Source organism: Rubrivivax gelatinosus, assembly GCF_004340905.1.
Taxonomy (GTDB): domain Bacteria; phylum Pseudomonadota; class Gammaproteobacteria; order Burkholderiales; family Burkholderiaceae_C; genus Rubrivivax; species Rubrivivax gelatinosus.
Genome location: NZ_SLXD01000001.1, coordinates 78,175 through 104,823 on the forward strand (window position 1 = coordinate 78,175; position 26,649 = coordinate 104,823).

The 26,649-nt window shown below is 72.2% G+C and carries 27 protein-coding genes; 17 read left to right on the top strand and 10 right to left on the bottom strand.

All coding sequences use genetic code 11. The annotated features are described in order from the left end of the window. Positions 1–4: 4 nt before the first annotated feature. A complete protein-coding gene (locus EV684_RS00370; protein ID WP_132644225.1) occupies positions 5–628 on the bottom strand; it encodes a PilN domain-containing protein in 624 nt (207 codons plus the stop codon). Then, complete coding sequence (locus EV684_RS00375) at positions 625–1,704, bottom strand: pilus assembly protein PilM (protein ID WP_132644226.1); 1,080 nt, start codon at positions 1,702–1,704, stop codon at positions 625–627. Before EV684_RS00375 ends, EV684_RS00370 begins: the two co-directional genes overlap by 4 nt. A gap of 265 nt (positions 1,705–1,969) precedes the next feature. On the opposite strand from EV684_RS00375, the gene EV684_RS00380 reads away from it, so the two are divergent. Next, on the top strand, positions 1,970–4,351 hold the full coding sequence (locus EV684_RS00380; protein ID WP_132644227.1) for a penicillin-binding protein 1A: 2,382 nt from the start codon (positions 1,970–1,972) through the stop codon (positions 4,349–4,351). Positions 4,352–4,377: 26 nt separating this feature from the next. Here EV684_RS00380 and cyaY read toward each other — a convergent pair whose 3' ends face one another. Beyond that, on the bottom strand, positions 4,378–4,701 hold the full coding sequence (gene cyaY, locus EV684_RS00385; RefSeq protein ID WP_242478442.1) for an iron donor protein CyaY: 324 nt from the start codon (positions 4,699–4,701) through the stop codon (positions 4,378–4,380). A 26-nt stretch (positions 4,702–4,727) separates the two neighbouring features. Here cyaY and lptM point away from each other — a divergent pair, with 26 nt between their 5' ends. Beyond that, positions 4,728–4,874: an LPS translocon maturation chaperone LptM gene (gene lptM, locus EV684_RS00390; RefSeq protein ID WP_207184346.1), complete on the top strand. Its 147-nt coding sequence runs from the start codon at positions 4,728–4,730 to the stop codon at positions 4,872–4,874. Next, positions 4,871–6,145, top strand: coding sequence for a diaminopimelate decarboxylase (lysA, locus tag EV684_RS00395; protein WP_132644229.1), 1,275 nt, complete (start codon positions 4,871–4,873; stop codon positions 6,143–6,145). The genes lptM and lysA overlap by 4 nt, the downstream gene beginning before the upstream one ends. Here the strand turns inward: lysA and EV684_RS00400 are convergent. Genes EV684_RS00400 through EV684_RS00415 form a run of 4 tightly spaced genes read right to left on the bottom strand, consistent with a single transcriptional unit; the run spans position 6,142 to position 10,022 of the window. Then, positions 6,142–7,110 carry an ABC transporter ATP-binding protein gene (locus EV684_RS00400; protein WP_132644230.1) on the bottom strand — a complete coding sequence of 323 codons (969 nt, stop codon included), beginning with the start codon at positions 7,108–7,110 and terminating at the stop codon, positions 6,142–6,144. The genes lysA and EV684_RS00400 overlap by 4 nt on opposite strands. Beyond that, positions 7,107–8,087, bottom strand: coding sequence for an ABC transporter ATP-binding protein (locus EV684_RS00405; RefSeq protein ID WP_132644231.1), 981 nt, complete (start codon positions 8,085–8,087; stop codon positions 7,107–7,109). The genes EV684_RS00400 and EV684_RS00405 overlap by 4 nt, the downstream gene beginning before the upstream one ends. After that, positions 8,087–9,031: an ABC transporter permease gene (locus EV684_RS00410; protein WP_132644232.1), complete on the bottom strand. Its 945-nt coding sequence runs from the start codon at positions 9,029–9,031 to the stop codon at positions 8,087–8,089. Before EV684_RS00410 ends, EV684_RS00405 begins: the two co-directional genes overlap by 1 nt. A gap of 7 nt (positions 9,032–9,038) precedes the next feature. Next, on the bottom strand, positions 9,039–10,022 hold the full coding sequence (locus tag EV684_RS00415; RefSeq protein ID WP_132644233.1) for an ABC transporter permease: 984 nt from the start codon (positions 10,020–10,022) through the stop codon (positions 9,039–9,041). Between the two features lie 133 nt (positions 10,023–10,155). On the opposite strand from EV684_RS00415, the gene coq7 reads away from it, so the two are divergent. Continuing rightward, a complete protein-coding gene (coq7, locus tag EV684_RS00420; RefSeq protein WP_132644234.1) occupies positions 10,156–10,800 on the top strand; it encodes a 2-polyprenyl-3-methyl-6-methoxy-1,4-benzoquinone monooxygenase in 645 nt (214 codons plus the stop codon). Here coq7 and EV684_RS00425 read toward each other — a convergent pair whose 3' ends face one another. Then, on the bottom strand, positions 10,801–11,223 hold the full coding sequence (locus tag EV684_RS00425; RefSeq protein ID WP_132644235.1) for an OsmC family protein: 423 nt from the start codon (positions 11,221–11,223) through the stop codon (positions 10,801–10,803). Positions 11,224–11,548: 325 nt separating this feature from the next. Here EV684_RS00425 and ilvA point away from each other — a divergent pair, with 325 nt between their 5' ends. Together ilvA and EV684_RS00435 are read left to right on the top strand one after the other, a co-directional pair. After that, entirely contained in the window at positions 11,549–13,090 is a 1,542-nt protein-coding gene (gene ilvA / locus EV684_RS00430; RefSeq protein ID WP_132644236.1) for a threonine ammonia-lyase, biosynthetic, read from the top strand. Positions 13,091–13,117: 27 nt separating this feature from the next. Next, complete coding sequence (locus EV684_RS00435; RefSeq protein WP_132644237.1) at positions 13,118–14,194, top strand: nicotinate-nucleotide--dimethylbenzimidazole phosphoribosyltransferase; 1,077 nt, start codon at positions 13,118–13,120, stop codon at positions 14,192–14,194. A 24-nt stretch (positions 14,195–14,218) separates the two neighbouring features. Here EV684_RS00435 and EV684_RS00440 read toward each other — a convergent pair whose 3' ends face one another. After that, positions 14,219–14,833 (bottom strand): hypothetical protein, encoded by a 615-nt coding sequence (locus tag EV684_RS00440; protein ID WP_132644238.1) that lies wholly within the window; start codon positions 14,831–14,833, stop codon positions 14,219–14,221. A gap of 52 nt (positions 14,834–14,885) precedes the next feature. Here EV684_RS00440 and gspG point away from each other — a divergent pair, with 52 nt between their 5' ends. From gspG to gspF, 11 genes are read left to right on the top strand one after another with little or no spacing between them, the layout of a single operon-like run. Beyond that, the gene (gene gspG, locus EV684_RS00445) at positions 14,886–15,314 is read left to right on the top strand and encodes a type II secretion system major pseudopilin GspG (protein WP_132644239.1); all 429 of its coding nucleotides are present in this window, start codon (positions 14,886–14,888) and stop codon (positions 15,312–15,314) included. Further along, positions 15,295–15,768 carry a prepilin-type N-terminal cleavage/methylation domain-containing protein gene (locus EV684_RS00450; protein ID WP_132644240.1) on the top strand — a complete coding sequence of 158 codons (474 nt, stop codon included), beginning with the start codon at positions 15,295–15,297 and terminating at the stop codon, positions 15,766–15,768. Before gspG ends, EV684_RS00450 begins: the two co-directional genes overlap by 20 nt. Beyond that, positions 15,765–16,124, top strand: a complete 360-nt coding sequence (gene gspI, locus EV684_RS00455) for a type II secretion system minor pseudopilin GspI (protein ID WP_132644241.1) — start codon at positions 15,765–15,767, stop codon at positions 16,122–16,124. The genes EV684_RS00450 and gspI overlap by 4 nt, the downstream gene beginning before the upstream one ends. Before the next feature lie 2 nt (positions 16,125–16,126). Next, complete coding sequence (locus tag EV684_RS00460; protein WP_132644242.1) at positions 16,127–16,750, top strand: prepilin-type N-terminal cleavage/methylation domain-containing protein; 624 nt, start codon at positions 16,127–16,129, stop codon at positions 16,748–16,750. Further along, positions 16,747–17,697, top strand: coding sequence for a type II secretion system minor pseudopilin GspK (gene gspK / locus EV684_RS00465; RefSeq protein ID WP_310733518.1), 951 nt, complete (start codon positions 16,747–16,749; stop codon positions 17,695–17,697). The genes EV684_RS00460 and gspK overlap by 4 nt, the downstream gene beginning before the upstream one ends. Positions 17,698–17,716: 19 nt before the next feature. Further along, positions 17,717–18,955 carry a type II secretion system protein GspL gene (gene gspL / locus EV684_RS00470; protein WP_132644243.1) on the top strand — a complete coding sequence of 413 codons (1,239 nt, stop codon included), beginning with the start codon at positions 17,717–17,719 and terminating at the stop codon, positions 18,953–18,955. Continuing rightward, on the top strand, positions 18,952–19,437 hold the full coding sequence (gene gspM / locus EV684_RS00475) for a type II secretion system protein GspM (RefSeq protein ID WP_132644244.1): 486 nt from the start codon (positions 18,952–18,954) through the stop codon (positions 19,435–19,437). Before gspL ends, gspM begins: the two co-directional genes overlap by 4 nt. Then, positions 19,434–20,237: a type II secretion system protein N gene (gspN, locus tag EV684_RS00480; protein ID WP_132644245.1), complete on the top strand. Its 804-nt coding sequence runs from the start codon at positions 19,434–19,436 to the stop codon at positions 20,235–20,237. The genes gspM and gspN overlap by 4 nt, the downstream gene beginning before the upstream one ends. After that, complete coding sequence (gspD, locus tag EV684_RS00485; RefSeq protein WP_132644246.1) at positions 20,234–22,411, top strand: type II secretion system secretin GspD; 2,178 nt, start codon at positions 20,234–20,236, stop codon at positions 22,409–22,411. Before gspN ends, gspD begins: the two co-directional genes overlap by 4 nt. A gap of 4 nt (positions 22,412–22,415) precedes the next feature. After that, positions 22,416–23,834, top strand: a complete 1,419-nt coding sequence (gspE, locus tag EV684_RS00490) for a type II secretion system ATPase GspE (RefSeq protein WP_132644247.1) — start codon at positions 22,416–22,418, stop codon at positions 23,832–23,834. Then, entirely contained in the window at positions 23,834–25,051 is a 1,218-nt protein-coding gene (gspF, locus tag EV684_RS00495; RefSeq protein WP_132644248.1) for a type II secretion system inner membrane protein GspF, read from the top strand. The genes gspE and gspF overlap by 1 nt, the downstream gene beginning before the upstream one ends. Here the strand turns inward: gspF and EV684_RS00500 are convergent, their stop codons facing one another. Further along, positions 25,052–26,611, bottom strand: coding sequence for a methyl-accepting chemotaxis protein (locus tag EV684_RS00500; protein WP_132644249.1), 1,560 nt, complete (start codon positions 26,609–26,611; stop codon positions 25,052–25,054). Between the last annotated feature and the right edge of the window lie 38 nt (positions 26,612–26,649).

A 26,649-nucleotide genomic window follows, 5' to 3' on the forward strand; every position in this document is an offset into this window, starting at 1 on the left:
CGCCTCAGGAAGACTTCGCGGCGGCGGCCGACGCACCCTTGGCGGGCGCGGCGGCGGCGGCCGGGGACTGCGGGCGCTTGAGCGTCACGCGCATCGAGAAGTCGAACAGGCGCGAGGTGTCGCGGCTGTTCGGCGCGGCGTTGCGCGCCTTGATCTCGACGAGTTCGGGGCGCTCCAGCCAAGGCGAGTTGTACAGCGCGTTGCGCAGGAACTCCGAGACGCGCTCGTTGGTCTGCGCGACCCCGGAGATGGCCACGGTCTGCCCGTTCTGGCGGATGGCGGTCAGGTAGACACCTTCGGGCGTCTGCTTGACGAGCTCGTTGAGCAGGTAGACCGGCGTGTTGCGGTCGGTCTGCAGGTCCTCGACCGCCTTCTGGCGCGACTTCAGCGCCTCGATCTCGGAGCGCAGCGTGGCGATGTCCTTGATCTCCTTGTCCAGCAGGGAGATCCTGGAGCGCAGGAACTCGTTGCGCTCCATCTGCGACGAGGTCAGCTGCTGCAGCCCGGTGTACCAGACGCCGACGATGCCCACCCCGGCGAAAGCCGCCAGCCCGAGGCCGACGACGAACGCACGCTTGCGCTGGCGCCGCTTCTCCTCGCGATGCGGCAGCAGGTTGATGAGGATCACTGCATGAACCTCCGCATCGCGAGGCCGCAGGCCGTCAGGTACGACGGCGCTTCGCGGCGCACGCGGCTCTCGCGCACGGCCGAGCCGAGCTGCATGTTGTCGAACGGGTTCACGACCTGCGAGGCGAAGCCGGTGAGTTCGGTGACGCGGTCCTTCAGCCCGGGCAGCGTCGCGGTGCCGCCGGCCAGCATCACGTAGTGCACCTTGTGGTGCGGCGTGCTGGTGAAGAAGTACTGCAGCGCACGCCCGATCTCCTGCGACAGGCTGTCGACGAAGGGCGCGAGCAGCGCGCTCTCGTAGTCCTCGGGCAGGTCGCCGGTGAGCTTCTTGGCCTCGGCCTCCTCGAACGAGAAACCGTACTGGCGGCTGATCAGCTGCGTGAGCTGAGAGCCGCCGAAGGCCTGGTCGCGGTCGTAGAGCATGTCGTCGTCGCGCAGCACCTTCAGGCTCGTCGTGTCGGCGCCGATCTCGAACAGCGCCACCAGCGCGTCGCGGCCCTCGTTGGGCAGCGCGGCGACGACCCGGCTCATCGCCAGGCGCGAGGCGTGCGACTCGATGTCCAGCACCACTGGCTTCAGCCCCGCGGCCTCGGCCAGGCCCTGGCGGTCCTGCACGCGGTCCTTGCGGCTGGCGGCGATCAGCACCTCGACGTCGCCGGCGGAGGTGGCGCTGGGGCCGATGACGCAGAAGTCCAGGCTCACCTCGTCGAGCGAGAACGGGATGTACTGGTTGGCCTCGGACTCGACCTGCAGCTCCATCTCCTCGTCGCGCAGCCCGGCCGGCAGCATGATCTTCTTCGTGATGACGGCCGACTGCGGCATCGCCATGACGACGTTCTTGCTGCGCGTGCCGCTCTTGGCGACGACGCGGCGCACGGCCTCGGCGACTTCGTCGAACTTCTCGATCTGGCCGTCGGTGATCCAGCCTTTCTCGAACGGCTCGGTGGCAAAACGTTCGAGCACGAACTCACCGGACGGCGCTCGCCCCAACTCGACGAGCTTGACGCTCGACGAGCTGATGTCCAGCCCGATCATCGGTGGGTGCTGGCGGCCCAGAAGATTGTCGAGAAAGCTCAAAGCTCACGCTCCCCAGGCAGGCGGGATCCAACCCGAGCTTGTTAAAGAGTTACTTGAATGCTAGCAGTAAAGCCTTTGTAAATCGCAGAGAAACGGGCGCAACTACTGCACGGACGGCGACGAATCGGGAGCCCCGCTGACGGCCCCGCAACACCCGGCGGGCGCCGGCCTCAGTGCCGGCGTGAGGAATGTCACGGGCCGTGCCGGGAGAGTCCCCAGCCCGGGCCCCTTCCTATAATCGCGCCGACCTGTCCACGGGATCCCCATGTCCTCTAACGATCCCGCGCCCGAGCGGGCGCCGGCGCCTTCCGGTGGCGCGTCCAAACCCCGTCCCCGTCGTACGCTCGGCAGCCTGCTGCTGATGGCACTGGCCTGGCTGGCCGGTCTGGCCGTGGCGGCCGTGCTGGCGCTCCTGATGGTGGTGGGCGTCGCGCTGGCGGTGGCCTATCCGCAGCTGCCCGAGATCGCCAGCCTCACCGACTACCGGCCCAAGCTGCCGCTGCGCGTGTTCTCCAGCGACGGCGTGCTGCTCGGCGAGTTCGGCGAGGAGCGGCGCAACTTCACGCCGATCGCGCAGATCCCGGCGGTGATGAAGAACGCGGTGCTCGCCGCCGAGGACGCACGCTTCTACGAGCACGGCGGCGTCGACTACAAGGGCGTGGCGCGTGCAGCGATCGAGAACCTGCGCGACGCGCGCAGCCAGGGCGCCTCGACGATCACGATGCAGGTGGCGCGCAACTTCTACCTGTCGACCGAGAAGACCTTCACGCGCAAGATCTACGAGATCCTGCTGGCGCTGAAGATCGAGCGCCAGCTCTCGAAGGACCAGATCCTCGAGGCCTACATGAACCAGATCTACCTCGGCCAGCGCGCCAACGGCTTTGCCGCGGCCGCGGAGATCTATTTCGGCAAGAAGCTCGCGGACGTGACGGTGGCCGAGGCGGCGATGCTCGCCGGGCTGCCCAAGGCGCCGTCGGCCTACAACCCGGTCGCCAACCCGAAGCGCGCCGAGCTGCGCCAGCGCTACATCATCGAACGCATGTTCGAGAACGGCTTCATCACCGAGGCCGAGCACGACACGGCGCTGGAGGAGAAGCTGCACTACCGGGTGCCGCGCGACATCGCGGTGCACGCCGAGTTCGTCGCCGAGCAGGTGCGCCAGCTGATCTTCGCCCAGTACGGCGAGGAGACCTACACGCGCGGCCTCAACGCCTGGGTGACGATCGACTCGACGCAGCAGATGGCCGCCTACCGGGCACTGCGCCGCGGCCTGATGGACTACGAGCTCAGGCGTGTCTACCGCGGCCCCGAGGCCTACATCGACCTGCCGGGCGACCTGGCGCTGGTCGACGCCCGCGTCGCCGAAGCGCTGTCCGACCACCCCGACAACGACGACCTGCGCAGCGCCGTCGTGCTCGAGGCGGCGCCGCGCAAGGTCGTCGCGATGCTGCAGTCCGGCGACACCATCACCGTCACCGGAGACGGCCTGAAGCCGGTCACCTCCGGGCTGTCGGACAAGGCCGGGCCGAAGAACCAGATCCGCCGCGGCGCGGTCGTGCGCGCGATGCAGGACGCCAAGGGCAACTGGACGCTGACCCAGTTGCCCGAGGTCGAGGGCGCACTCGTCGCCATCGACCCGCGCAACGGCGCGCTGCGCGCGATGGTCGGCGGCTTCGACTTCGGCAAGAACAAGTTCAACCACGTGACCCAGGCCTGGCGCCAGCCGGGTTCGTCGTTCAAGCCCTTCATCTACTCGGCGGCGCTGGACAAGGGCTTCACGCCGGCCACCGTCGTCAACGACGCGCCGCTGTTCTTCGACGCCACCGTCACCGGCAGCCAGCCCTGGGAGCCGAAGAACTACGACGGCAAGTTCGAGGGCCCGATGACGCTGCAGGCGGCGCTGGCGAAGTCCAAGAACATGGTGTCGATCCGGGTGCTGCAGTCGATCGGCGCGCCCTTCGCCCAGCAGTGGGCGACACGTTTCGGCTTCGAGGCCGAGCGCCACCCGGCCTATCTGACGATGGCGCTGGGCGCCGGCTCGGTGACGCCGATGCAGATGGCCAGCGCCTACGGCGTGTTCGCCAACGGCGGCTACCGCGTCACGCCGGTGCTGATCACGCGCATCACCGACGTCAAGGGCCGCGTGCTGCAGGAGACGCAGCTCAAGCCGCGCGACGAGTCCATGCGTGTGCTCGACGAGCGCAACGCCTTCGTGATGGGATCGCTGCTGCAGAACGTGGCGCGCGCCGGCACCGCCGCGCGCGCCCAGGCGACCCTCAAACGCCCCGACCTGTTCGGCAAGACCGGCACCACCAACGACTCGATGGACGCCTGGTTCGCCGGCTACCAGCCGACGCTGGTGGCGGTGGTCTGGATCGGCTACGACACGCCGAAGAAACTCGGCGACCGCGAGACCGGCGGCGGCCGCGCGCTGCCGGTGTGGATCGAGTACATGCAGACCGCGCTGCGCGGCGTGCCGGTGTTCGAACCGCTCGCGCCGCTGGGCGTCGTGCAGGCCGACGGCGTCTGGATGTACGAGGAGTACCAAGAAGGCGCCGGCGTGTCCAGCGTCGGCTTGAGCGACGCCGTGCCGCAGGCGCCGACGAACGAGGAACGCAAGACGATCCTCGACCTGTTCAACCGCTGAACGCCGGCTTTGCGCCGGCGCGCGGCTCAGAACACCACCGGCTTGCCGGCCTGGGTGCTGGCGTGCTGGCTGAGCGCCTCGAAGAACTCGCTGCCGTCGCGCGTGTCGGCCCAGCGGCCGTCTGCCCAGCGGTAGTGGAAGCCGCCGCCGCGCGCCGCCAGCCACAGCTCCTGCAGCGGCGGCTGGGTGTTGACGACGATCTTGCTGCCGTTCGGGAAGGACAGCTCCAGCAGGCCGCCGGTGCGCGTGGTGTCGATGTCGACGACGTCCTGCTGCAGCAGGCGGTCGGCGGTGGCCTCGATGCGCGCCAGCGCTTCCTGGGCCAGGCGGTGGTAGTCGGCGTCGGACAGGACCGTGCTCATAGAATCTTCCCGAAATGCGTCAATCCTCTCGGAACAGTGTAGTGCGCGGCGCCGCGGCGCTCCTGGCGGCCCTCGCCCTGACCCTGACGGCCGGATGCGGCCAGAAGGGCCCGTTGAAGCTGCCGGCGCCGGCCGGCGCGGCCTCGGGAGCGGCCAAGTGACGCTGCCCGGCCACCCCCACCTGGCGCGCGACGCCCAGGGCGAGCTGCGGCTGGAAGGCCATTCGCTGGCCGACCTGGCGCGCCGCCACGGCACGCCGCTGTACGTCTACTCGCGCACCGCGATGCTCGACGCGCTGGCCGGCTACCAGCGCGCGCTCGAGGGCCTGCCGCACCTGATCTGCTACGCGATCAAGGCCAACTCCAACCTCGCCGTGCTGCAGACCTTCGCACGCGCCGGCTGCGGCTTCGACATCGTCTCCGGCGGCGAGCTGGAGCGGGTGCTGGCCGCCGGCGCCGAGCCGTCGAAGATCGTGTTCTCCGGCGTCGGCAAGACCGCCGCCGAGATGCGCCGCGCGCTCGAGGTCGGCGTGCACTGCTTCAACGTCGAAAGCCTGGGCGAGCTCGAACGCCTGGCCGAGGTCGCCGCCGCCATGGGCCGGCGCGCGCCGGTCAGCCTGCGCGTCAACCCCGACGTCGACGCCGGCACCCATCCCTACATCTCGACCGGGCTGAAGGACAACAAGTTCGGCATCCCGCACGACGAGGCGCTGGCGGTCTACCGCCGTGCCGCCGCGCTGCCGTCGCTGCAGGTCGTCGGCATCGACTGCCACATCGGCTCGCAGATCACCCAGCTCGAGCCCTATCTCGACGCGCTCGGCCGCCTGCTCGACCTGGTCGAGGCGGTCGAGGCCGAAGGCATCACGCTGGCCCACGTCGACGTCGGCGGCGGCCTGGGCATCACCTACACCGACGAGGCCCCGCCCGCGCCCGAGACGCTGGTGCGCGGCCTGGCCGAGCTGATGCACGCGCGTGGCCACGGCCATCGCAAGCTGATCGTCGAGCCCGGGCGCTCGCTGGTCGGCAACGCCGGCGTGCTGCTGGCCGAGGTCCAGTACCTGAAGCCCGGCGAGACGAAGAACTTCTGCATCGTCGACGCGGCGATGAACGATCTCGTGCGCCCGGCGATGTACGAGGCCTGGATGGCGATCGAGCCCTGCCGGCCGCGTGCCGGCACCGCGGCCGTCACCTGGGACGTCGTCGGCCCTGTCTGCGAGTCGGGCGACTGGCTGGGCCGCGACCGCGAGCTGGCGGTCGCGCCGGGCGACATCGTCGCCGTGCTGTCCGCCGGCGCCTACGGCATGGCGATGGCCGGCAACTACAACAGCCGCCCACGCGCCGCCGAGATCCTGCTCGACGGCGACGCGGTGCACGTCGTGCGCGAGCGCGAGGACGCCCGGGCGCTGTTCGCGCTCGAACGCCTGCTGGCCTAGATCCGCCCCTCTTCCACCGCGTGGCAGGCCGTGCGGCCGCCGCTGCCGTCCTCGCGCAGCAGCGGGCGCTCGACGGCGCAGCGCGAGGCCGCATGCGGGCAGCGCGGGTGGAAGGCGCAGCCGGTCGGCGGCGCCAGCGGGTTGGGCACCTCGCCGCGCACCGGCGTGCGCGCGCGGCCGCTCATCGAGACGTCGGGGATCGCGTCGAGCAGCAGCCGCGTGTACGGATGGCGCGGCGCCGCGAACAGCGCCCGCTTGGGCGCCTGCTCGACCAGCCGTCCCAGGTACATCACGCCGACCGCGTCGGCGACGTGGCGCACCACCGCCAGGTTGTGCGAGATGAAGAGATAGGAGAGCCCGCGCTCGCGCTGCAGGTCCTTCATCAGGTTCAGCACCTGGGCCTGCACCGAGACGTCCAGCGCCGAGGTCGGCTCGTCGCAGACCAGGAACTCGGGCTCGGTGGCCAGCGCGCGCGCGATCGAGATGCGCTGGCGCTGGCCGCCGGAGAACTGGTGCGGGTACTTGGCGCCGTCGGCCGCCGCCAGGCCGACCGACTGCAGCAGCGCCGCGACACGCGCCTGCAGCTCGGCGCCGCGTGCCAGCCGGCGTTCGACCAGCGGCTCGGCGACGATGTCCTGCACCGTCCAGCGCGGGTTGAGGCTGGCATACGGGTCCTGGAAGATCATCTGCAGCCGCTGCCGCGCCGCGGCGTCCAGCGGCCGGCCGTCGAACTGCAGCGTGCCGGCGCTGGGCGCGTACAGCCCGACCAGCAGCCGTGCCACCGTGCTCTTGCCGCAGCCCGACTCGCCGACCAGCGCCAGCGTCGTGCCGCGTTCGATGTCGAAGGACACGCCGTCGACCGCGTGCACCACCTGGCGCGGCTTGCCGCCGACGACACGCTCCAGCCAGGGCGGCGAGACGTCGAAACGTTTGGCCAGGTCACGCACCTGCACCAGCGCCGTCATGCCGCCTCCTCGTCAGCGGCGACCAGCCAGCAGGCGGCGCAGGTCGTGCCCGCCGCCATCAGCTCGGGACGTTCGCTGCGGCAGCGTGCGAACGCGTGTTCGCAGCGCGGGTGGAAGGCGCAGCCGGCGGGGATCGCCCCCAGCCGCGGCATCGCGCCGTCGATCTGCGCCAGGCGCTCGCGCTCGACGTCCATCGCCGGGATCGAGCCCATCAGCCCGACCGTGTACGGATGGCGGGCGCGGTGGATCACGTCGGCCACCGGGCCGACCTCGGTGATGCGCCCGGCGTACATCACCGCGACGCGGTCGCAGGTCTCGGCGATGACGCCCATGTCGTGCGTGACCAGCATCACCGCGGCGCCGTGCTCGCGGCAGACGCGCTTGAGCAGGGTGATGATCTGCGCCTGGATCGACACGTCCAGCGCCGTCGTCGGCTCGTCGGCGACGATCAGCTTGGGCTCGGCGGCCAGCGCCAGCGCGATGACGACCCGCTGGCGCATGCCGCCGGAGAACTGGTGCGGGTAGTGTTCGATACGCTCGCGCGCCGCCGGGATGCCGGTCTCCTCCAGCAGCCGGATCGCACGCGCCCGCGCCTGCTCGGCCGACACCGGCAGATGGGTGCGGATCGTCTCGACGAGCTGGCGGCCGACGGTGTAGAGCGGGTTCAGCGAGGTCAGCGGGTCCTGGAAGACGGCGCCGATCGAACGCCCGCGCAGGCGGCGCATCGCCTCGTGCGGCAGGTTGTCGATGCGCCGTCCTTCGAGGCGGATCTCGCCGCCGGCGATGCGGCCCGGCGGCTCCAGCAGGCCGATGATGGCCGCGCCGGTCAGCGACTTGCCGGCGCCGGATTCGCCGACGACGCCGAGGATCTCGCCGGCGCGGATGTCGAACGAGATGTCGTCCAGCGCCCGCAGCGTGCCGCGGCGCGTCGGGAACTCGACGGCGAGGTGCCGGACTTCGAGCAGCGGGGTCTCCATCAGCGCAGCCTCGGGTTCAGCGCGTCGCGCAGCCAGTCGCCCAGCAGGTTCACCGACAACGCGATCAGCACCAGCATCAGGCCCGGGAAGATCGTGATCCACCACTCGCCGGAGAACAGGAAGTCGTTGCCGACGCGGATCAGCGTGCCCAGCGACGGCGAGGTCGGCGGCACGCCGACGCCGAGGAAGGACAGCGTCGCCTCGGTGAGGATGGCGGTGGCGACCTGGATCGTCGCCAGCACCAGCACCGGCCCCATCACGTTGGGCAGCACGTGGCGGCGCATGATGCGCAGAGGCGGCACGCCGATGATGCGCGCCGCCTGCACGTACTCCTTCTGGCGCTCGACCATCGTCGAGCCGCGCACCGTGCGTGCGTACTGCACCCAGCCGGTCAGCGCGATCGCCAGGATCAGCACGCCGAAGGCCAGCGTCTCGTGGGCCTGCGGGAACAGCGCCCGGCCGACGCCGTCGATCAAGAGCGCGACCAGGATTGACGGGAAGGACAGCATGACGTCGCAGACGCGCATGATGAAGGCGTCGGTGCGCCCGCCGACGAAGCCCGCCAGCAGCCCCAGGCCCACACCCAGCACCACCGACAGCGCCACCGAGGCCAGGCCGACGAGCAGCGAGATGCGCGCGCCGTACATCAGCGCCGACAGGATGTCGCGGCCCTGGTCGTCGGTGCCCAGCAGGTACTTCGTGCTGCCGCCGTCGATCCAGGCCGGCGGCAGGCGCGAGTCCATCAGGTCCAGCGTCGCCAGGTCGAAGGGGTCGTGCGGCGAGACCCAGCCGGCGAACAGCGCGCAGAACACGCAGACCGCGGCGATGGCCGCCGCCAGCATCGCCGTCGGCGACTGCTTGAAGCTGTGCCAGACGTCGCCGTCGAGGAAACGCGCGAGCCGGCCGGGCGGCCTGGTCAGGGAGGTGTCGGGAACGGGCGCCATCGCGGACTCAGTGGGCGGCCGCGGCGCGCTCGATGCGCAGCCGCGGGTCGACGACGAAGTACAGCAGGTCGACGACGAGGTTGATCAGCACGAAGATCAGCGCGATCAGGCAGAGGTAGGCCGCCATCACCGGGATGTCGGCGAACTGCACCGCCTGGATGAACAGCAGCCCCATGCCGGGCCACTGGAAGACGGTCTCGGTGATGATCGCGAAGGCGATCAGCGAGCCCAGCTGCAGCCCGGTGATCGTGATCACCGGCACCAGCGTGTTCTTCAGCGCGTGGCCGAAGTGCACCGCGCGGTCGCTGAGGCCGCGGGCGCGCGCGAACTTGATGTAGTCGCTGCGCAGCACCTCGAGCATCTCGGCGCGCACCAGGCGCAGGATCAGCGCCAGCTGGAACACCGACAGCGTCACCGCCGGCAGCACCAGGTGCTTCAGGCCGTCGAGCGTCAGCAGCCCGGTCGTCCAGCCGCCCAGCGCGACGACCTCGCCGCGGCCGAAGCTGGGGAACCAGTGCAGCTGGACCGCGAAGACCAGGATCAGCAGGATGCCGATCAGGAAGGTCGGCAGCGACACGCCCAGCAGCGACAGCGTCATCACCAGCTGCGCGCCGGCACTGCCGCGGCGCAGCGCCGCGTAGACGCCCAGCGGGATGCCCAGCGCCAGCGCCAGCAGCGCGGCCACCAGCGACAGCTCCAGCGTCGCCGGGAAGCGTTCGGCGATCAGCGCCGACACCTGGCGCCCCTGGCGCAGGCTGAGGCCGAACTCGCCCTGCGCGGCGTTGGCGACGAAATGGCCGAACTGGACCAGGAAGGACTGGTCCAGCCCGAGGTCGCGGCGCAGCTGGGCACGCTGCTCCTGCGTCGCGTCCTGGCCCAGCAGGTTGAGCACCGGGTCGCCGACGTACTGGAACAGCATGAAGGCGATGAACGCCACCGCCAGCATCACGACGAGGGCCTGGGCGAGCCGGCGGAGGACGAAGACGAGCATCGAGGGCGGCGGGGTGCGCGCGGCAAAAGCTGGCGATGATGCGCAAAACGCGTGCCCGGGCAAAGCGCAATGACCTCATGAGCCCCCTCGGACCCCCGGCCCGGGTGGCGCGCGGGCGACACTGCGCGGCGCTATGCTGCCGTGCATGAGCCCCGTCGACCGCCTTCTCGTCAGCGCCGACAACGCGCTGCGCACCCTGTCCGGCGCCGTGCACGCCGGCCGCGCCAACCCCGCCGGCCCGACGCTGGCCGACGCCGAACCGCCGGCCGAGGACGAGCGCCGCCTGTCGGCCGCGCTGATGCGCGTGAACCACGTCGGCGAGGTCTGCGCCCAGGCGCTGTACCAGGCCCAGGCGCTGACCGCCCGCAGCCCCGAGCTGCGCGAGCAGATGGCCGCCGCGGCGCGCGAGGAGATCGACCACCTCGCCTGGACCCAGCAGCGGCTGGACGAGCTCGGCGACCGCCCCAGCCTGCTGAACCCGCTGTGGTACGCCGGCGCCTTCGCGATCGGCCTGGCCGCCGGGCGCCTGGGCGACCGCGTCAGCCTGGGTTTCGTCGTCGAGACCGAGCGTCAGGTCGAGCAGCACCTCGCCGGCCACCTCGACCGGCTGCCGGCCGCCGACGAACGCTCGCGTGCCATCGTCGAGCAGATGAAGGACGACGAGCGCCGCCACGCCGACGGCGCCGAGGACGCCGGCGCCATCCCGCTGCCGATGCCGGTGCGCCTGGCGATGCGCGCGGCGGCCAAGGTGATGACCGTCACCGCGCACCGCGTCTGATCAGCCCTCGACGATCTCGTAGCCGGTCGTGATCTCGGCCGTGCGGGCCAGCATGATCGTCGCCGAGCAGTACTTCTCGTGCGACAGCGCGATCGCGCGTTCCACCGCCGGCGCCGCCAGGCCGCGGCCGGTGACGACGAAGTGAAGGTGGATCTTCGTGAACACCTTCGGGTCGGTGGCGGCACGTTCGGCCTGCAGCTTCACCTGGCAGCCGCGCACGTCGTGGCGGCCGCGTTTCAAGATCAGCACGACGTCGTAGGCGGTGCAGCCGCCGGCGCCCGCGAGCACCGTTTCCATCGGCCGAGGGGCCAGGTTGCGGCCGCCGCCGTCGGGCGCGCCGTCCATGGTCAGCAGATGGCCGCTGCCGGTCTCGGCGACGAAGCCCATGCCCGAGGCCGGGATCCAGTTGATCGTGCATTCCATGGCGTGAAACTCCGTGTGCGGCGCGAAAAGGCGTGCATTGTGCGCAGGTCCGGCGCGGGCGTCGCCGAAGCTTGCGCCAGGTCGGCATGCGGGGCAGTCGGGTTATTGCACTGCAGCAAGGCGATGGTAGACTGCCGCCATCGGTCGTTCAGAGCCTCCAGGCCTGCGACCCACCGGTTGTCTCCTCCACCTCCTCCAATGGTGGATTCAGGCCCGGGGCCGCAAGGTCCCGGGCTTCTTTTCTTCCGGCAGGCGCCGCCGGGCCGCGTCGTATGATGCTCGCCCCTCCCCGGTTATGCGCGCACCCCGTCTGCCCGCCGTCCCGATGTCCGCTGCCGAAACCGACGTCGCGAGCATCGCGGCCGGCTACCTGAAGAAGATCCTCACCGCCCGCGTCTACGACGTCGCCATCGAGTCCCCGCTGACGCCGGCCAAGAGCCTGTCGCGCCGGCTGGCCAACACGGTGCTCCTCAAGCGCGAGGACCGCCAGCCGGTCTTCAGCTTCAAGCTGCGCGGGGCCTACAACAAGATGGCGCACCTGTCGCCCGAGGCGCTGGCCGCCGGCGTCATCTGCGCCTCGGCCGGCAACCACGCCCAGGGCGTGGCGCTGTCGGCGCGCAAGCTCGGCTGCCGCGCCGTCGTCGTGATGCCGGTGACGACGCCGAGGCTGAAGATCGACGCCGTCGCCGCGCTCGGCGGCGAGGTCGTGCTGCACGGCGACAGCTACTCCGACGCCTACGCCCACGCCGTCGGCCTGCAGGCCGAGCAGGGCCTGAGCTTCGTGCACCCCTTCGACGACCCCGACGTCATCGCCGGCCAGGGCACGATCGCGATGGAGATCCTGCGCCAGCACCAGGGGCCGATCGACGCGGTCTTCGTCGCCATCGGCGGCGGCGGTCTGATCTCGGGCGTGGCCGCCTACCTGAAGGCGGTGCGCCCGGAGATCAAGGTCATCGGCGTGCAGACCGCCGACAGCGACGCGATGCTGCGCTCGGTGCGCGCCGGCCACCGCGTGACGCTCGACGACGTGGGCCTGTTCTCCGACGGCACCGCGGTCAAGCTCGTCGGCGAGGAGACCTTCCGCGTCGCCAGCGCGCTGGTCGACGACTTCGTCACCGTCGACACCGACGCCGTCTGCGCCGCGATCAAGGACGTCTTCCAGGACACGCGCAGCATCGTCGAGCCCGCCGGCGCGCTGGGCGTGGCGGCGATCAAGCAGTACGTGCACGAGCACAAGCTCAAGGGCAAGACCTTCGTCTCGATCACCTGCGGGGCGAACATGAACTTCGACCGCCTGCGCTTCGTCGCCGAGCGCGCCGAGCTCGGCGAGCAGCGCGAGGCGCTGTTCGCGGTGACGATCCCCGAGGAGCGCGGCTCGTTCCGCCGCTTCTGCAGCCTGATCGGCCCGCGCGCGGTGACCGAGTTCAACTACCGCATCAGCGACGCGCGTCAGGCCCACGTCTTCGTCGGCGTCGCGATCGCACGCCACGACGAGGCCGCGCGCATCGCCGCCAGCTTCGAGAGCCACGGTTTCAGCACCGTCGACCTGACCGACGACGAGCTCGCCAAGGAGCACGTGCGCCACATGGTCGGCGGGCGCAGCGAACTCGCGCGCGACGAGCGCCTGTTCCGCTTCGTCTTCCCCGAGCGCCCGGGCGCGCTGATGCGTTTCCTCGACGGCCTGCACCCGGACTGGAACATCAGCCTGTTCCACTACCGCAACCAGGGCGCCGACTACGGCCGCATCCTCGTCGGCATGCAGGTGCCCGCCAGCGAGGACGAGGAGCTCGGCCGCTTCCTGCAGACGCTGGCCTACCCCTGCGTCGAGGAAAGCGACAACCCCGTCTATCGGCTGTTCCTGCGCTGAGACCCCGGCGCCTACACTGAAGGCGCCATGGACCACAGCCGTTCGCTCGTCGCGCCGACCGCCGACCCGCCGCTGGAACGCGCGCTGCGCGACAAGCTCGCGCGGCGCAACGACGACAGCGGCAGCCTCGGCGAGCTGGAGCCGCTGGCGCTGCGCATCGGGCTGATGCAGGGCTCGCTGAAGCCGCGGTTTCACGAGCCGCAGCTGCTGGTCTTCGCCGCCGACCACGGCCTCGCGGTCGACGGCCTGCACGGCGCGCTGCGCTACACCACCGACGAACTCGTGCGCCGGCTGCTCGCCGAGCGGCTGCCGCTGGCGGTCTTCGCGCGCGCCAGCGGCCTGGCGCTGACGGTCGTGGACTGCGGCGTCGCCGAGACGCTGCCGGCCCACGAGCGCCTGCAGGCGCGCAAGATCGCCCACGGCACGCGCAACCCGCGGGTCGCCGCGGCGATGACGGTCGTGCAGGCCCACGCCGCGATGCGCGCCGGCATGGAGATCGGCGACCAGCTGCGCGGCAACCTCACGATCTGCGCCGGCCTGGGCGTGGGCTCGCAGGAAAGCGCGGCGCTGCTGCTGTCGCGCATCACCGAGCTGCCACTGCGCGCGCTGCTGGAGACCGGGCCGGCCATGGCGGCGGAGGAACTCGCCCACCAGCTCGCCATCGCGCAGGCGGCACTCAACCGCCATCGCGAGGTGGCCGAGCCGGTGGAGCTGCTGGCCGCGCTCGGCGGCTTCGAGGTCGCGGTGATGGTCGGCGTGATGCTGATGGCCGCCAGCAAGCGCCAGCTGCTGATGATCGACGGCCTGGCCGCCTGCGCCGCGCTGGCAATGGCCGCACGCATCGCGCCGCCGGTCACCGACTACTGCGTCTTCAGCCGCAGCCGCGAGCACCGCGGCCTGGACCTGGTGCACCGGCACCTGCGCGCCGCGACCCTGCCCGACCTGGGCCTGGACGGCCTGGACGGCACCGGCGCCGCGCTCGGCTGGCCGCTGGTGCGCAGCGCCGCAGCGTTGCTGACCGAAGTCGCCGAAGGCGAGGATGCGGGGCCGACGCGGCCCGGCCCGCTGGACGACGACGGTTTCCCCTCGACCATGGGGTTCTGAACCCCGCGCCCGCGGGGGCCGGGCTCACTCGGCCTGGACGTCGACCTCGGCCGATTCGTCGGCCTCGTGATCGGGCTGGCCCTGCACCTCGGGGCGTGCGGCCATCGGCGCGCGCCCCGGCATGCCCGGACGCATCCCGCCTTGGGGCGGCGCCCCGCCCGGCAGCGCGAGCGCACGCACCGGAGCCTGCGCGGCGCCCGGGGCCGGCAGACGCCCGGTGCTGGCCGGCGGCGGTGCCGTGAGGTCCAGCGACACGGTGGCGTCGCCGCCGCGCGGCCCCAGCAGCACCTCGCGCTGGCGCACCGACTGCACGACGGTGTCGCCGTCGACCGGTGCCCCGACGCGGAAGGCCTTGGGCGCCTTGCCGTCGACGGCGATCAGCGCCACGCCGTCGCTCTGCGCGCTGCGCGAGGCGACGACGCCCAGCAGCTCGAAACGCGAACTCTCGGGCGACTCGACCGGGCCGGCCTCCTCGGGCTCGGCACCGAGCACGCGCGACAGGTCGCCGCGCAGCGCACCGGCGGCCGCGACCACCGTCGCCTGCGGCGCGGGCGCCGGCTTCACGAGCTTCAGGGTCCAGTAGACGGCGCCGGCGGCCACCACCGCCCAGACACCGAAGGCCCACCAACGTGTCGTCATGCGCCGATTATGATTGACCGAACCCCTTCCCCGGCCCCGTCCAAAGCCTCCCATGATCTCCCTTTCCCGTTCGCGCCGCCGCGGCTTCACGCTGATCGAGCTGATGGTCGTGCTGGTGATCCTCGGCGTGCTGGCGGCGCTCATCGTGCCCAACGTTCTCAACCGTGCCGATGACGCCCGCGTGACCGCCGCCCGCACCGACATCCACAACCTGATGCAGTCGCTGAAGCTCTACAAGCTGGACAACCAGCGCTACCCGACGACCGAGCAGGGGCTGGAGGCGCTCGTGCGCCGCCCGGAGTCGGCGCCGGTGCCGCCGAACTGGAAGCCCTACGTGGACAAGCTGCCCAACGACCCCTGGGGCCACGCCTACCAGTACCTGAATCCGGGGGTCAAGGGCGAGATCGACGTCTTCAGCTACGGCGCGGACGGCCAGGCCGGCGGCGAAGGCAACGATGCCGATGTCGGCTCCTGGCAATAGGCCACGCGCGACGCCCGTTCCGCGCGGCTTCACGCTGATCGAGCTGATGGTCGTGATGGCCATCCTGGCGATCGGCGCCGGACTCGTCTCGCTGGCGATCCGCGACCCGGCCGGCACCCGGCTCGAGCTCGACGCCGCGCGTCTGGCCACGCTGCTGGAGACCGCGCGCACCGAGGCGCGCACCGGCCGCATCGCGGTGGCCTGGATCCCGACGAACGACCCGCAGCGCGACCCCTTCGTCTTCGCCGGGCTGCCGCCGGGCCAGGCGCTGCCGACACGCTGGCTGGACGCCGAGGTCAGCGCGCAGATCGTCGGCGGCAACCAGGTGGTGCTGGGCCCGGAGGCGATCCTGCCGCCGCAGCGCATCGTGCTGCGGCTGGACGACCGCCGGCTCGAAGTCGCCAGCGACGGCCTGTCGGCCTTCGCCGTGGTGCCGCCGGCCGAAACGCCATGAGACGCACGCGCGGCTTCACGCTGATCGAGGTGCTGGTCGCGGTGGCCATCGTCGCCGTCGCGCTGGCCGCGGGCCTGCGTGCCGGTGGCGCGCTGAGCGACAACGCCCAGCGCCTGGCCGACGTCAGCGCGGCCCAGTGGTGCGCCGAGAACCGCCTCGCCGCGCTGCGCCTGGCGCGCCAGCTGCCCGGCGTCGGCGACGCCGACTTCGAGTGCGAGCAGCTCGGCCGCCTGTACCGCGGCGTGGTCCAGACGCGGCCGACGCCGAACCCCAACTTCCGCCGCGTCGACGCGCGCATCAGCGACGCCGACGGGCGCCCGCTGCTGACGCTGTCGACCGTCGTCTCGCGTTACTGACGATGGCCCGCGCCCTGCGCCGCGTGCGCGGCTTCACGCTCGTCGAGGTGCTGGTCGCGCTGACCATCATGGCCGTGCTCGCCGGGCTGGCCTGGCGCGGCATCGACGCCATGGTGCGGGCACGCGAGATCACGACGCAGGCCGTGGACCGCGCCGCGCGGCTGAACACCATCCTGTCGCAGTGGCAGCAGGACCTGGAGTCGCTGCAGGACACCGGTGCCGCCCCGGCGCTGCAGTTCGACGGCCGCCACCTGCGCCTGACACGGCGTGTCGAGGGCGGCGTCGCGGTCGTCGTCTGGACGCTCGCCGACGGCGTCTGGCAGCGCTGGGCCAGCCCCGCGACGACCCGGCTGCAGCCGCTGCAGCAGGCCTGGCTGCGCAGCCAGCAGCTGCAGGGCACCGAGCCGCAGCAGGTGCGGCTGCTCGACGGCGTCGCCGACTGGCAGCTCTACTACTACCGCGGCAACGCCTGGTCCAACGCCCAGTCCAGCGCCGGCACCTCCACCGCCGACGACGGCGAGTCCAGCCCCGGCGAGGACCTGCCCGACGCCGTGCGCCTGGTGATCGACACCGCCGCCGGCCGCCTCACGCGCGACCTGGTGCTGCTGCCCGGGGGTGCCCCGTGAGGCGCGAACGCGGCGCCGCGCTGCTGCTGGCGATGCTGATCCTGACGCTGGTGGCGACGCTCGCCGCCGGCATGGCCTGGCAGCAGACGCGCGCAGTGCAGATCGAGGCCGCCGAACGCGCCTCGGTGCAGGCGGGCTGGATTCTCGACGCCTCGCTCGACTGGGCGCGGCTGATCCTGCGCGAGGACGGCCGCACCGGCAGCACCGACCACCTCGGCGAACCCTGGGCGACGCCGCTGGCCGAAGCGCGGCTGTCGAGCTTTCTCGCCGCCGACCGCGACAACACCGACACCGGTGGGCCCGAGGCCTTCATCTCGGGGGCCATCGCCGATGCACAGGCGAAGTACAACCTGCGCAACGTCGTGGACTCGGAGGGCAAGATCTCGCAGGTGGAGCTCAAGGCGCTGCAGCGCCTGTGCGAAGCCGCGGGCGTGCCGACCGACACGCCCGCGCGGCTGTCGCAGGGCCTGGCGGCGGCCTGGGCGGGGCAGAGCGCCGACGAGCGCGCCGATGCCCCGCTGGCGCCGCGCCGCGTCGCCGACCTGGTCTGGCTCGGGCTGGATGCGGCGACGGTCGCCCGGCTTTCGCCCTACGTGACGCTGCTGCCGTCGCAGACGCCGGTCAACGCCAACACCGCGGCACGCGAGGTGCTCGTCGCGGCCATCGACGGCCTGGACCTCGGCAGCGCCGAGCGCCTCGTGCAGGCGCGCCAGCGCAGCCCCTTCGACAGCCTCGAAGCCGTGAACGCGCTGCTACCGCAGGACGTCAAGGCGAGCGAAGGCCGGGTCGCGGTGCGGACCTCCTTCTTCGAGGTGCGCGGCCGCCTGCGGCTGGAAGAACGTGTGATCGAGGAGGAGTCGCTCGTCGAACGCCGCAGCGCCGACCAGGGACGCGGGGTCGTCACGCTGCGCCGCGAGCGCCACCCGCTGCACATTCCGCAACAGTGAGCCCGCCACAATAGACCCCATGGCCGTTCTCGTGCTCCAGATCCCTCCCCGCCAGCGCCTGGCATCGCGCGCGGCGGACGAGTCGGTGCCGCCGCGCTCGCTTGCCGAGCTCGACTACGTCTTCAGTCCCGACGGGCTGGCCGTCGGCTCGTCGGGCCGTGCCGCGCCGGCGCTGCTGCCGCGGGCGGACAGCGTGGTCGCGGTGCTCGCCGACGCCGACGTCGCCTGGCAGCGCATCACGCTGCCCAAGGCCCCGCCGGCACGGCTGCGCGCCGCGCTCGCCGGCATGCTGGAAGAAGCGCTGCTCGACGACGAGGACGCGCTGCACTTCGCACTGCCGCCGCAGGCCGCCAGCGGCAGCGAGGCCTGGATCGCCGTCGTGCACCGCGGCTGGCTGGCCGGCGTCGTGGCCGAACTCGAAGCCGCCGGCGTCGTCGTCGACCGTGTCGTGCCGGCCGCCGTGCCCGGCACGCCGGGCGGCCACTTCTGCCTGCCCGCGGACGCCGACGCCGATGCCGCGCCCTGGCTGACGCTGGTGCGCGAGGACGGCATCACCCGGCTGCGCACCGACGGCACGCTGGCGCGTGCGCTGCTGCCGGCCGACCCGGCGGCACAGCGCTGGACGGCAACGCCGGCGGCGGCCGCCGCCGCCGAACGGTTCCTCGGCCAGCCGGTGGAGGTGTTCGCCGAAGCCGGCCGGGTGCTGGACGCGGCCCGTTCGCCTTGGAACCTGCGCCAGTTCGAACTCGCGCCGCGCCGCCGCGGCCTGCGCGTGCTGCGCGAGCTGATGCAGCGCCTGATGAGCCCCGAATGGCGCCCCGTGCGCTGGGGCGCGCTGGCCCTGGTCGTCGTGCAGGTCGTCGGCCTGAACGCCCTGGCCTGGCAGCAGCGCCGGGCGATCGACGAGCGCCAGGCCCAGCTGACCACGACGCTGCAGCAGAGTTTCCCCGGCGTGCGAGCCGTCGTCGACGCGCCGCTGCAGATGCGCCGCGAAGCCGAGCGCCTGCGCGCCGCCGCCGGCCGCGCCGGCGATGGCGACCTGGAGGTGCTGCTCGGCGCCGCCGCCGCGGCCTGGCCCGAAGGCCAGGGCCCGGTGCAGACGCTGCGCTACGAGTCCGGCCGGCTGACGCTGGCGGCCGACGGCTGGAGCGAACCCGAGATCGCCGGCTTCCGTGCCCGCCTCGGCCCGGCCGGCTACGCGGTCGAGCTCGCCGACGGCCGCATCACGCTGACCCGCCGCGCCGGAGCCGCCGCATGAACGCCGCACGCCTGGCTCCGCTCAAGGCCTGGTGGGCACGCCTGGCGCCGCGCGAGCGTGTGCTCGTCGGCGCCGCCGCCACCATCGTCGGCCTGTACCTGGTCTTCGCCGTGGCGGTCCAGCCGGCCTGGCGCACCCTGGCCGCCGCGCCGGCCAAGCTCGAGGCGCTGGACGCCGAGCTGCAGGCCATGGACCGCCTGGCCGCCGAGGCGCGCGAGCTGCGCAGCGCACCGCCGGTCAACGCCGAGCAGGCCGCCGCCGCGCTGCGTGCCGCCAGCGAGCGCCTGGGGCCGCACGGCAGGCTGTCACTGCAGGGCGACCGCGCCGTGCTGACGCTGGACAACGTCGGCACCGCCGAGCTGCAGGACTGGCTGGCCGAGGTGCGTTCGGGCGCCCGCGCACGCCCGGTCGAGGCGACGCTGACTCGCGGCTCGGCCGGCTACAGCGGCAGCATCGTCGTCGCGATCGGAGGCGCCGGTTGACCGCAGCGCCGTACGACGGGTCGCGCAGCCGCCGCAGCACGCGGCGCTGGGCCGTGGGCGGCACCGCGCTGGGGGCGGCCGCGGCGCTGGTGGCGTTCGCGCCGGCGGCCTGGCTCACCGGTGCGCTGGCACGCGCCAGCGGCGAGCGCCTCGTGCTCGCCGACGCCCGCGGCAGCATCTGGAACGGCAGCGCCGTCGCGGTGCTCACCGGCGGCCCCGGCGCACGCGACGCCGCCGCGCTGCCCGGGCGCCTGCACTGGACGCTGCGTCCCGCCGCCACCGGCATCGTGCTGCGGGCCCGCCAGGCCTGCTGCATCGAGGGTGAACTCGCGCTGCGCGTGGACTTCGGCCTCGGGCGCTGGAAGATCACGCTGCCGCCCGGCCCGGTGGGCCGCTGGCCGGCAGCCTGGCTCGCCGGGCTGGGCACGCCGTTCAACACGCTCGGACTGGGCGGCTCGGTCGCGCTGGCCAGCCAGGGCCTGGTCGCCGAGTCGGCGGCCGGGCGCTGGAGCCTGGCCGGCGGTGCGACGCTGGTGCTGGACGACCTGTCCTCGCGCCTGTCGACGCTCGAGCGCCTGGGCAGCTATCGCCTGACGCTGGCCGGCGGCGAGGTGCCGCGGCTGACGCTGGCCACGCAACAGGGCCCGCTGCTGCTGTCCGGCGACGGCCAGTGGTCCGGCCGCGGCCTGCGTTTTCGCGGCGAGGCCGCTGCCGCGCCGGGTTCCGAACCGGTGCTGAACAATCTGCTGAACATCATCGGCCGCCGCCAAGGCACGAAGGCCGTCATTTCGATCGGATGAGCATGAAATCCTCGCGCCTCCTCGCCGTCGCGCTGTGCATGGCCGCCGCCGCCCAGATGGCCCCGCTGCCGGCCGCCGCACAGCGCCCGCGGGCGCCCGTCACGGTGAACTTCGTCAACGCCGACATCGACGCCGTCGCGCGTGCGTTCGCGGCGATGATCGATCGCCAGATCGTCGTCGACCCGCGCGTCAAGGGCCAGATCACCGTCTACAGCGAGCAGCCGCAGAGCGTGCAGGAGGCCTACCAGAGCTTCCAGTCGGCGCTGCGCGGCCTGGGCTTCGCGGTCATCGAGAGCGGCGGGCTGCTGAAGGTGGTGCCCGAGGCCGACGCCAAGCTGCAGACCGGCACCGTCTCGGTGGGCGAGGTCGGTGTGCGCGGCGACCAGGTCATCACGCAGATCTTCCGCCTGCGCTACGAGAACCCGAACAACCTCGTCGCGGTGCTGCGCCCGCTGATCAGCGCCAACAACACGATCAACTCCAACCCGGGTTCGAGTTCGCTGGTCATCACCGACTACGCCGACAACCTGCAGCGCATCGGCCGCATCATCGCCGCGCTCGACCAGCCCACCGCCACCGACCTGGAGGTCGTGCCGCTGGAGCACGCGGTGGCCAGCGACCTGGCGCCGCTGGTGCAGCGCCTGGCCGAGACCGGCAGCACCGTGACCGCACCGGGTGCCGCCGCCGGCGCCGGCGGCACGACGGTCGTGGCCGACGCGCGCAGCAACTCGCTGATCATCCGCGCGCCCAACGCCGCACGCCTGGCCGCGGTGCGCGCCGCGATCGCCAAGCTCGACCGCCCGGCCAGCGGCCTGGGCCCCAGCGGCGGGCTATGGGTGGTGCACCTGAAGAACGCCGATGCCGTGAAGCTCGCCACCGTGCTGCGCGCGGCCTTCGGCACCGCCGGCGGCTCGGGCGGCACGACCACGCCCACCGGCGTGAGCGGCGGCACGACGCCGGCCGCGCCGAGCAACCCCGCCGCGCCCGGCGCCACCGGCGCGACGACCAGCGGCGCGTCGGCGCAGTCCACCAGCCCGGTCACGCCCTCGGGCCAGCCGACGACCGGCGGCTTCATCCAGGCCGACCCGGCGACGAACTCGCTGATCATCACCGCGCCCGAGCCGCTGTACCGCCAGGTGCGCGCGATGATCGAGCAGCTCGATTCGCGCCGCGCCCAGGTCTACATCGAGAGCCTGATCGTCGAGGTCGCCGGCGACAACGCCGCCGAGTTCGGCTTCCAGTGGCAGGGCCTGCTGGGCAAGGACGGCGACTCGACCGGGCTGTTCGCCGGCACCAACTTCAGCAACAGCGGCGGCAACATCCTCAGCATCACCACCGCGGCGGCCAGCGGCGACGCCAGCGGCATCAGCGTCGGCGAGGGCCTGAACATCGGCCTGCTCAAACGCTACGGCGGCACCTACGCGCTCGGCGCGCTGGCCAACCTGCTGCAGAGCCAGACCAAGACCAACATCGTCTCGACGCCGAACCTGATCACGCTGGACAACGAGGAAGCGAAGATCGTCGTCGGCGAGAACGTGCCCTTCATCACCGGCCAGTACACCAACACCGGCACCTCGACCACCAGCCCCTTCCAGACCATCGAGCGCAAGGACGTCGGCATCACGCTGCGCATCCGGCCGCAGATCGGCGAAAGCGGCACGGTGCGCATGACGATCTACCAGGAGCAGTCCAGCGTGCTGACCACGGCCACCGTGGGCACCAGCAATGCCGGGCCGTCGACGACCAAACGTTCGATCGAGTCGCAGGTCGTCGTCGAGGACGGCCAGATCATCGTGCTCGGCGGCCTGGTGCAGGACAGTTATGTCGAGGAGAAGTCCAAGGTGCCGCTGCTGGGCGACATCCCGGGCCTCGGGGCGCTGTTCCGAAGCGAGAGCCGCACCAAGAAGCGCACCAACCTGATGGTCTTCCTGCGCCCGGTGGTGATGCGCGACGCCGACAGCACCGCCAGGCTGTCGCTGGACCGCTACGACCAGATCCGGGCGCGCCAGGAGGGCTCGCAGCCGACACCGAACTCGATCCTGCGCATCGACGAGGCCCCGGTGCTGCCGCCGCTGCCGAACCCCACGCCGCAGCCGGCGCAGCCGGCCAAGCCGCCGCTCGTGCAGCCGGTGGCGCCCGCGCCCAACGACGTCACCCCCGCCACCCCGTACTGAGCCGATGGCCACCCGACACCCGCTGCCCTACGCGTTCGCCAAGGCGAACACGCTGCTGCTGGAAGACGACGGCCAGCTCGTGCTGTGGGCCGGCGAGAGCACACCGCCGGCGGCGCTGGCCGAGGTCACGCGGCTGTTCGACGTCAGCGCCTTCGAGCACGAACCGAGCGCGACGCTGGCCCAGCGCATCGCCGCGGCCTATGCCGGCGGCGAGAGCAGCGCCGCGGCCGTGATCGGCGAGGTCGAGAGCGGCGTCGACCTGTCGCGCATGATGCAGGAGCTGCCGGCGGTCGAGGACCTGCTCGAAGCCGCCGACGACGCGCCGATCATCCGCATGCTCAACGCGCTGCTGACGCAGGCCGCCAAGGACGGCGCGAGCGACATCCACATCGAGCCCTACGAACGCAGCTCCAGCGTGCGCTTCCGCGTCGACGGCACGCTGCGCGAGGTGGTGCAGCCGAACAAGGCGCTGCACGCGGCGCTGATCAGCCGGCTGAAGATCATGGCCGAGCTCGACATCGCCGAGAAGCGCCTGCCGCAGGACGGCCGCATCAGCTTGCGCATCGGCGGCCGGGCGATCGACGTGCGGGTCTCGACGCTGCCCTCGGCGCACGGCGAACGCGCGGTGCTGCGCCTGCTGGACAAGGCCGAATCGAAGTTCACGCTCGAGGGCCTGGGCATGGACGGCGAGGTGCTGGCGCGTTTCGAGCGCCTGATCCAGCAGCCGCACGGCATCGTGCTCGTCACCGGCCCCACCGGCAGCGGCAAGACGACGACGCTGTACGCCTCGCTGGGCCGGGTGGACACCGCGACGACCAACGTGCTGACGGTCGAGGACCCGGTCGAGTACGAGCTGCCCGGCATCGGCCAGACCCAGGTCAACCCGAAGATCGACCTGACGTTCGCGAAGGCGCTGCGCGCCATCCTGCGCCAGGACCCGGACGTCATCATGATCGGCGAGATCCGCGACTACGAGACCGCGCAGATCGCGATCCAGGCCTCGCTCACCGGCCACCTGGTGCTGGCGACGATCCACACCAACGACGCGCCCTCCTCGGTCACGCGGCTGATCGACATGGGTGTCGAGCCCTATCTGCTGTCGTCGAGCCTGCTCGGCGCGCTGGCCCAGCGCCTGGTGCGCAAGCTCTGCCCGGCGTGCAAGCGCCAGGACGGCGAAGGCCGCTGGCACCCGGTCGGCTGCCCGGCGTGCAGCCACACCGGCTACAAGGGCCGCACCGGGGTGTACGAGCTGATGGTCGTCGACGAGGCGGTGCAGACGCTGATCCACGAACGCGGCTCCGAGCAGGACCTCGCCGCCGCCGCACGCGCCAACGGCCTGTGCTCGATGCGCGAGGACGGCGAGCGCCTGATCGCCGAGGGCCTGACCTCGGCCGAGGAAGTCATCCGCGTGACGAGAGACTGATGCCGGCCTACCGCTTCGAGGCACTGGACGCCGCCGGCAAGGCCCAGAGCGGCCTGCTCGACGCCGACAACGCCCGCGCCGCGCGCGCGCAGATCCGCGCCCGCAACCTGGTGCCGCTGTCGGTGGCGCCGGTCGGCGCGCCGGCCGCCGAAGGCACGAACGCGGCGCGTTTCTCGCGCCGGGTCTACAACGCCACCGGGCTGGCGGTCTGGACGCGCCAGCTCGCCGGGCTGGTCGGCTCGGGCCTGCCGCTGGAGCGTGCGCTCACCGCGCTGGCCGACGAAGCCGAGGACCAGCGCCAGCGCGAGCTGCTGGTGCACCTGAGGAGCGAGGTCAACGCCGGCAGCCCGTTCGCCCGCGCGCTGGGCACGGCGCCGCGCGAGTTCGACGAGGTCTACCGCGCGGTCGTCGCCGCCGGCGAGCAGAGCGGCGCGCTCGGCGCGGTGCTCGAACGGCTGGCGCAGGACCTGGAAGACCGCCAGGCGCTGCGCAGCAAGCTGCTCGGCGCGATGCTCTATCCGGCGATCGTCTCGGCGATCGCGCTGGTCATCGTGACCTTCCTCGTCACCTACGTCGTGCCGCAGGTGGCGACGGTGTTCAGCAACACCAAGCAGTCGCTGCCGATGCTGACGGTGGTGATGATGGCGATCAGCGACTTCGTGCGCCACTGGGGCTGGGCGGTGGTGCTGGGCGTCATCGCGGCCGTCTCGGCCTTCGTGTTCGCACGGCGCAGCGCGGGATTTCGCGAGCGCAGCGACGCCGCCTTCCTGCGCCTGCCGCTGGTCGGCCGGCTCTCGCGCGGCTACAACGCGGCGCGTTTCGCCGGCACGCTGGCGATGCTGGCCGGCGCCGGCGTGCCGATCCTGAAGGCGCTGCAGGCCGCCGCCGAGACGCTGGGCAACCGCGCGATGCGCGCCGACGCGCTCGACGCGCTGGTGCAGGTGCGCGAAGGCGCGCCGCTGGCCGCGGCGCTGGCGGCCAAGAAACGTTTCCCCGGCCTGCTGGCGATGTTCGCGCGCCTGGGCGAACAGACCGGCCAGCTGCCGGTGATGCTGCAGCGTGCCGCCACCCAGCTCGCAGCCGAGGTCCAGCGCCGCGCGATGGCCGTGGCCACCGTGCTCGAGCCGCTGTTGATCGTCGCGATGGGCGGCGTCGTGATGATGATCGTGCTGGCGGTGATGCTGCCGATCATCCAGCTCAACAGCTGGGTGCGCTGATCAGACCCGGGCCTCCTGGCCCAGCCTGAAGGTCGACACCAGCTCGGCGAGCTGCCCGGCCTGCTGGCGCAGGCTGCCGGCGGCGGCCGTGGCTTCCTCCACCAGCGCCGCGTTCTGCTGCGTCATCTGGTCGAGTTCGCCGACCGCGCCGTTGACCTGGTGGATGCCCTGGCTCTGCTCGATCGACGCGGCGCTGATCTCGGCGATGATGTCCGTCACGCGGCGCGCGTTGGCAACGATGTCGCCCATGGTCTGGCCGGCCTCGGCCGCCAGGCGCGTGCCCGACTCCACCTTGTCGACGCTGGCGCCGATCAGCGCCTTGATCTCGCGTGCGGCCTCGGCCGCACGCTGGGCAAGCGATCGCACCTCGCCGGCGACGACCGCGAAGCCGCGGCCCTGTTCACCCGCACGCGCCGCCTCGACGGCGGCGTTGAGCGCCAGGATGTTGGTCTGGAAGGCGATGCCGTCGATGGTGCCGATGATGTCGGCGATGCGGCGCGAGCTGGCGCTGATCTCGTCCATCGTCGTCACCACCTGGCCGACGACCTCGCCGCCGCGGCGCGCGACGTCGGCCGCAGCCACCGCCAGCTGGTTGGCCTGGGTGGCGGCGTCGGCGCTGGACTTGACGGTGCCGGTCAGCTGCTCCATCGCCGCCGCGGTCTGCTGCAGGTTGGACGCCGTGTGTTCGGTGCGCTGGCTCAGGTCCTGGTTGCCGGTGGCGATCTGGGCGCTGGCCGTGGCGATGCCGTCGGCCGCGCCACGCACCTGCTGCACCGTGCTGCGCAGCGCCTCGCGCATCGTGTCGATGGCGCGCAGCAGGCGGCCGGTCTCGTCGTTCGGGTAGTGGCTGCGGGCCGTGCCCGAGAGGTCCATCGCGGCGATCGCCTCGGCGGCTTTCTCGGCCTCGACGACCGGACGCACGATGCTCAGCGTCAGCCGCCGCGCCAGGAAGACACCGAGCAGCAGGGCGAAGACGCTGGAGCCGACGAGCGCCTGCACCGTGCGTGCGCGCAGCGCCTCGACGCGCGCGGCGGCGGCATCCAGCTGCGCCTGCTGCAGCGCGAGCAGCGCCTGGACCTTGGCCACGTACTTCCCGGCGGCACCCTCGAAGCGCTCGCCGAAGGCCCGGTCGGCGCCATCGGCGTCACCGGCCTTCTTCAGCGCGGAGATCTCTTCGCGCGCCGCGAGATAGGCCTTGCGCGCGCCACCGATCTCCTCGTACAGCGCGTGCTCCTCGGGCGTCTGCAGCGCCTCGCCGACGGACTTCTGCAGCGCCGAGGCCTCCTGGGTCGAGCGCGCCGACGTCGCGGCGAAGTAGGTCACCAGGCCGGCGTCGCTGCTCTTGGCGATGGCCGCCGAGCGCTGCACGGCGGCGTTGATCAGCAGCAGCCAGGCGGCGCTCGAACGCTCGACGCGCAGGCGGTGGGCGAGCATGTCGTCCAGCTCGCCCTGCAGCGTGCGCAGCATCAGCACGGAGGCCACGGCGGAGACCAGCGAAAGCGCCAGGATGGCCGCAAGAACAGCCGTCATGCGGCGGCCGATCGACAGACTTGAAAACATTTTTGACAGCTTCGGACTGGCCCGGGCCGATGCCGGGC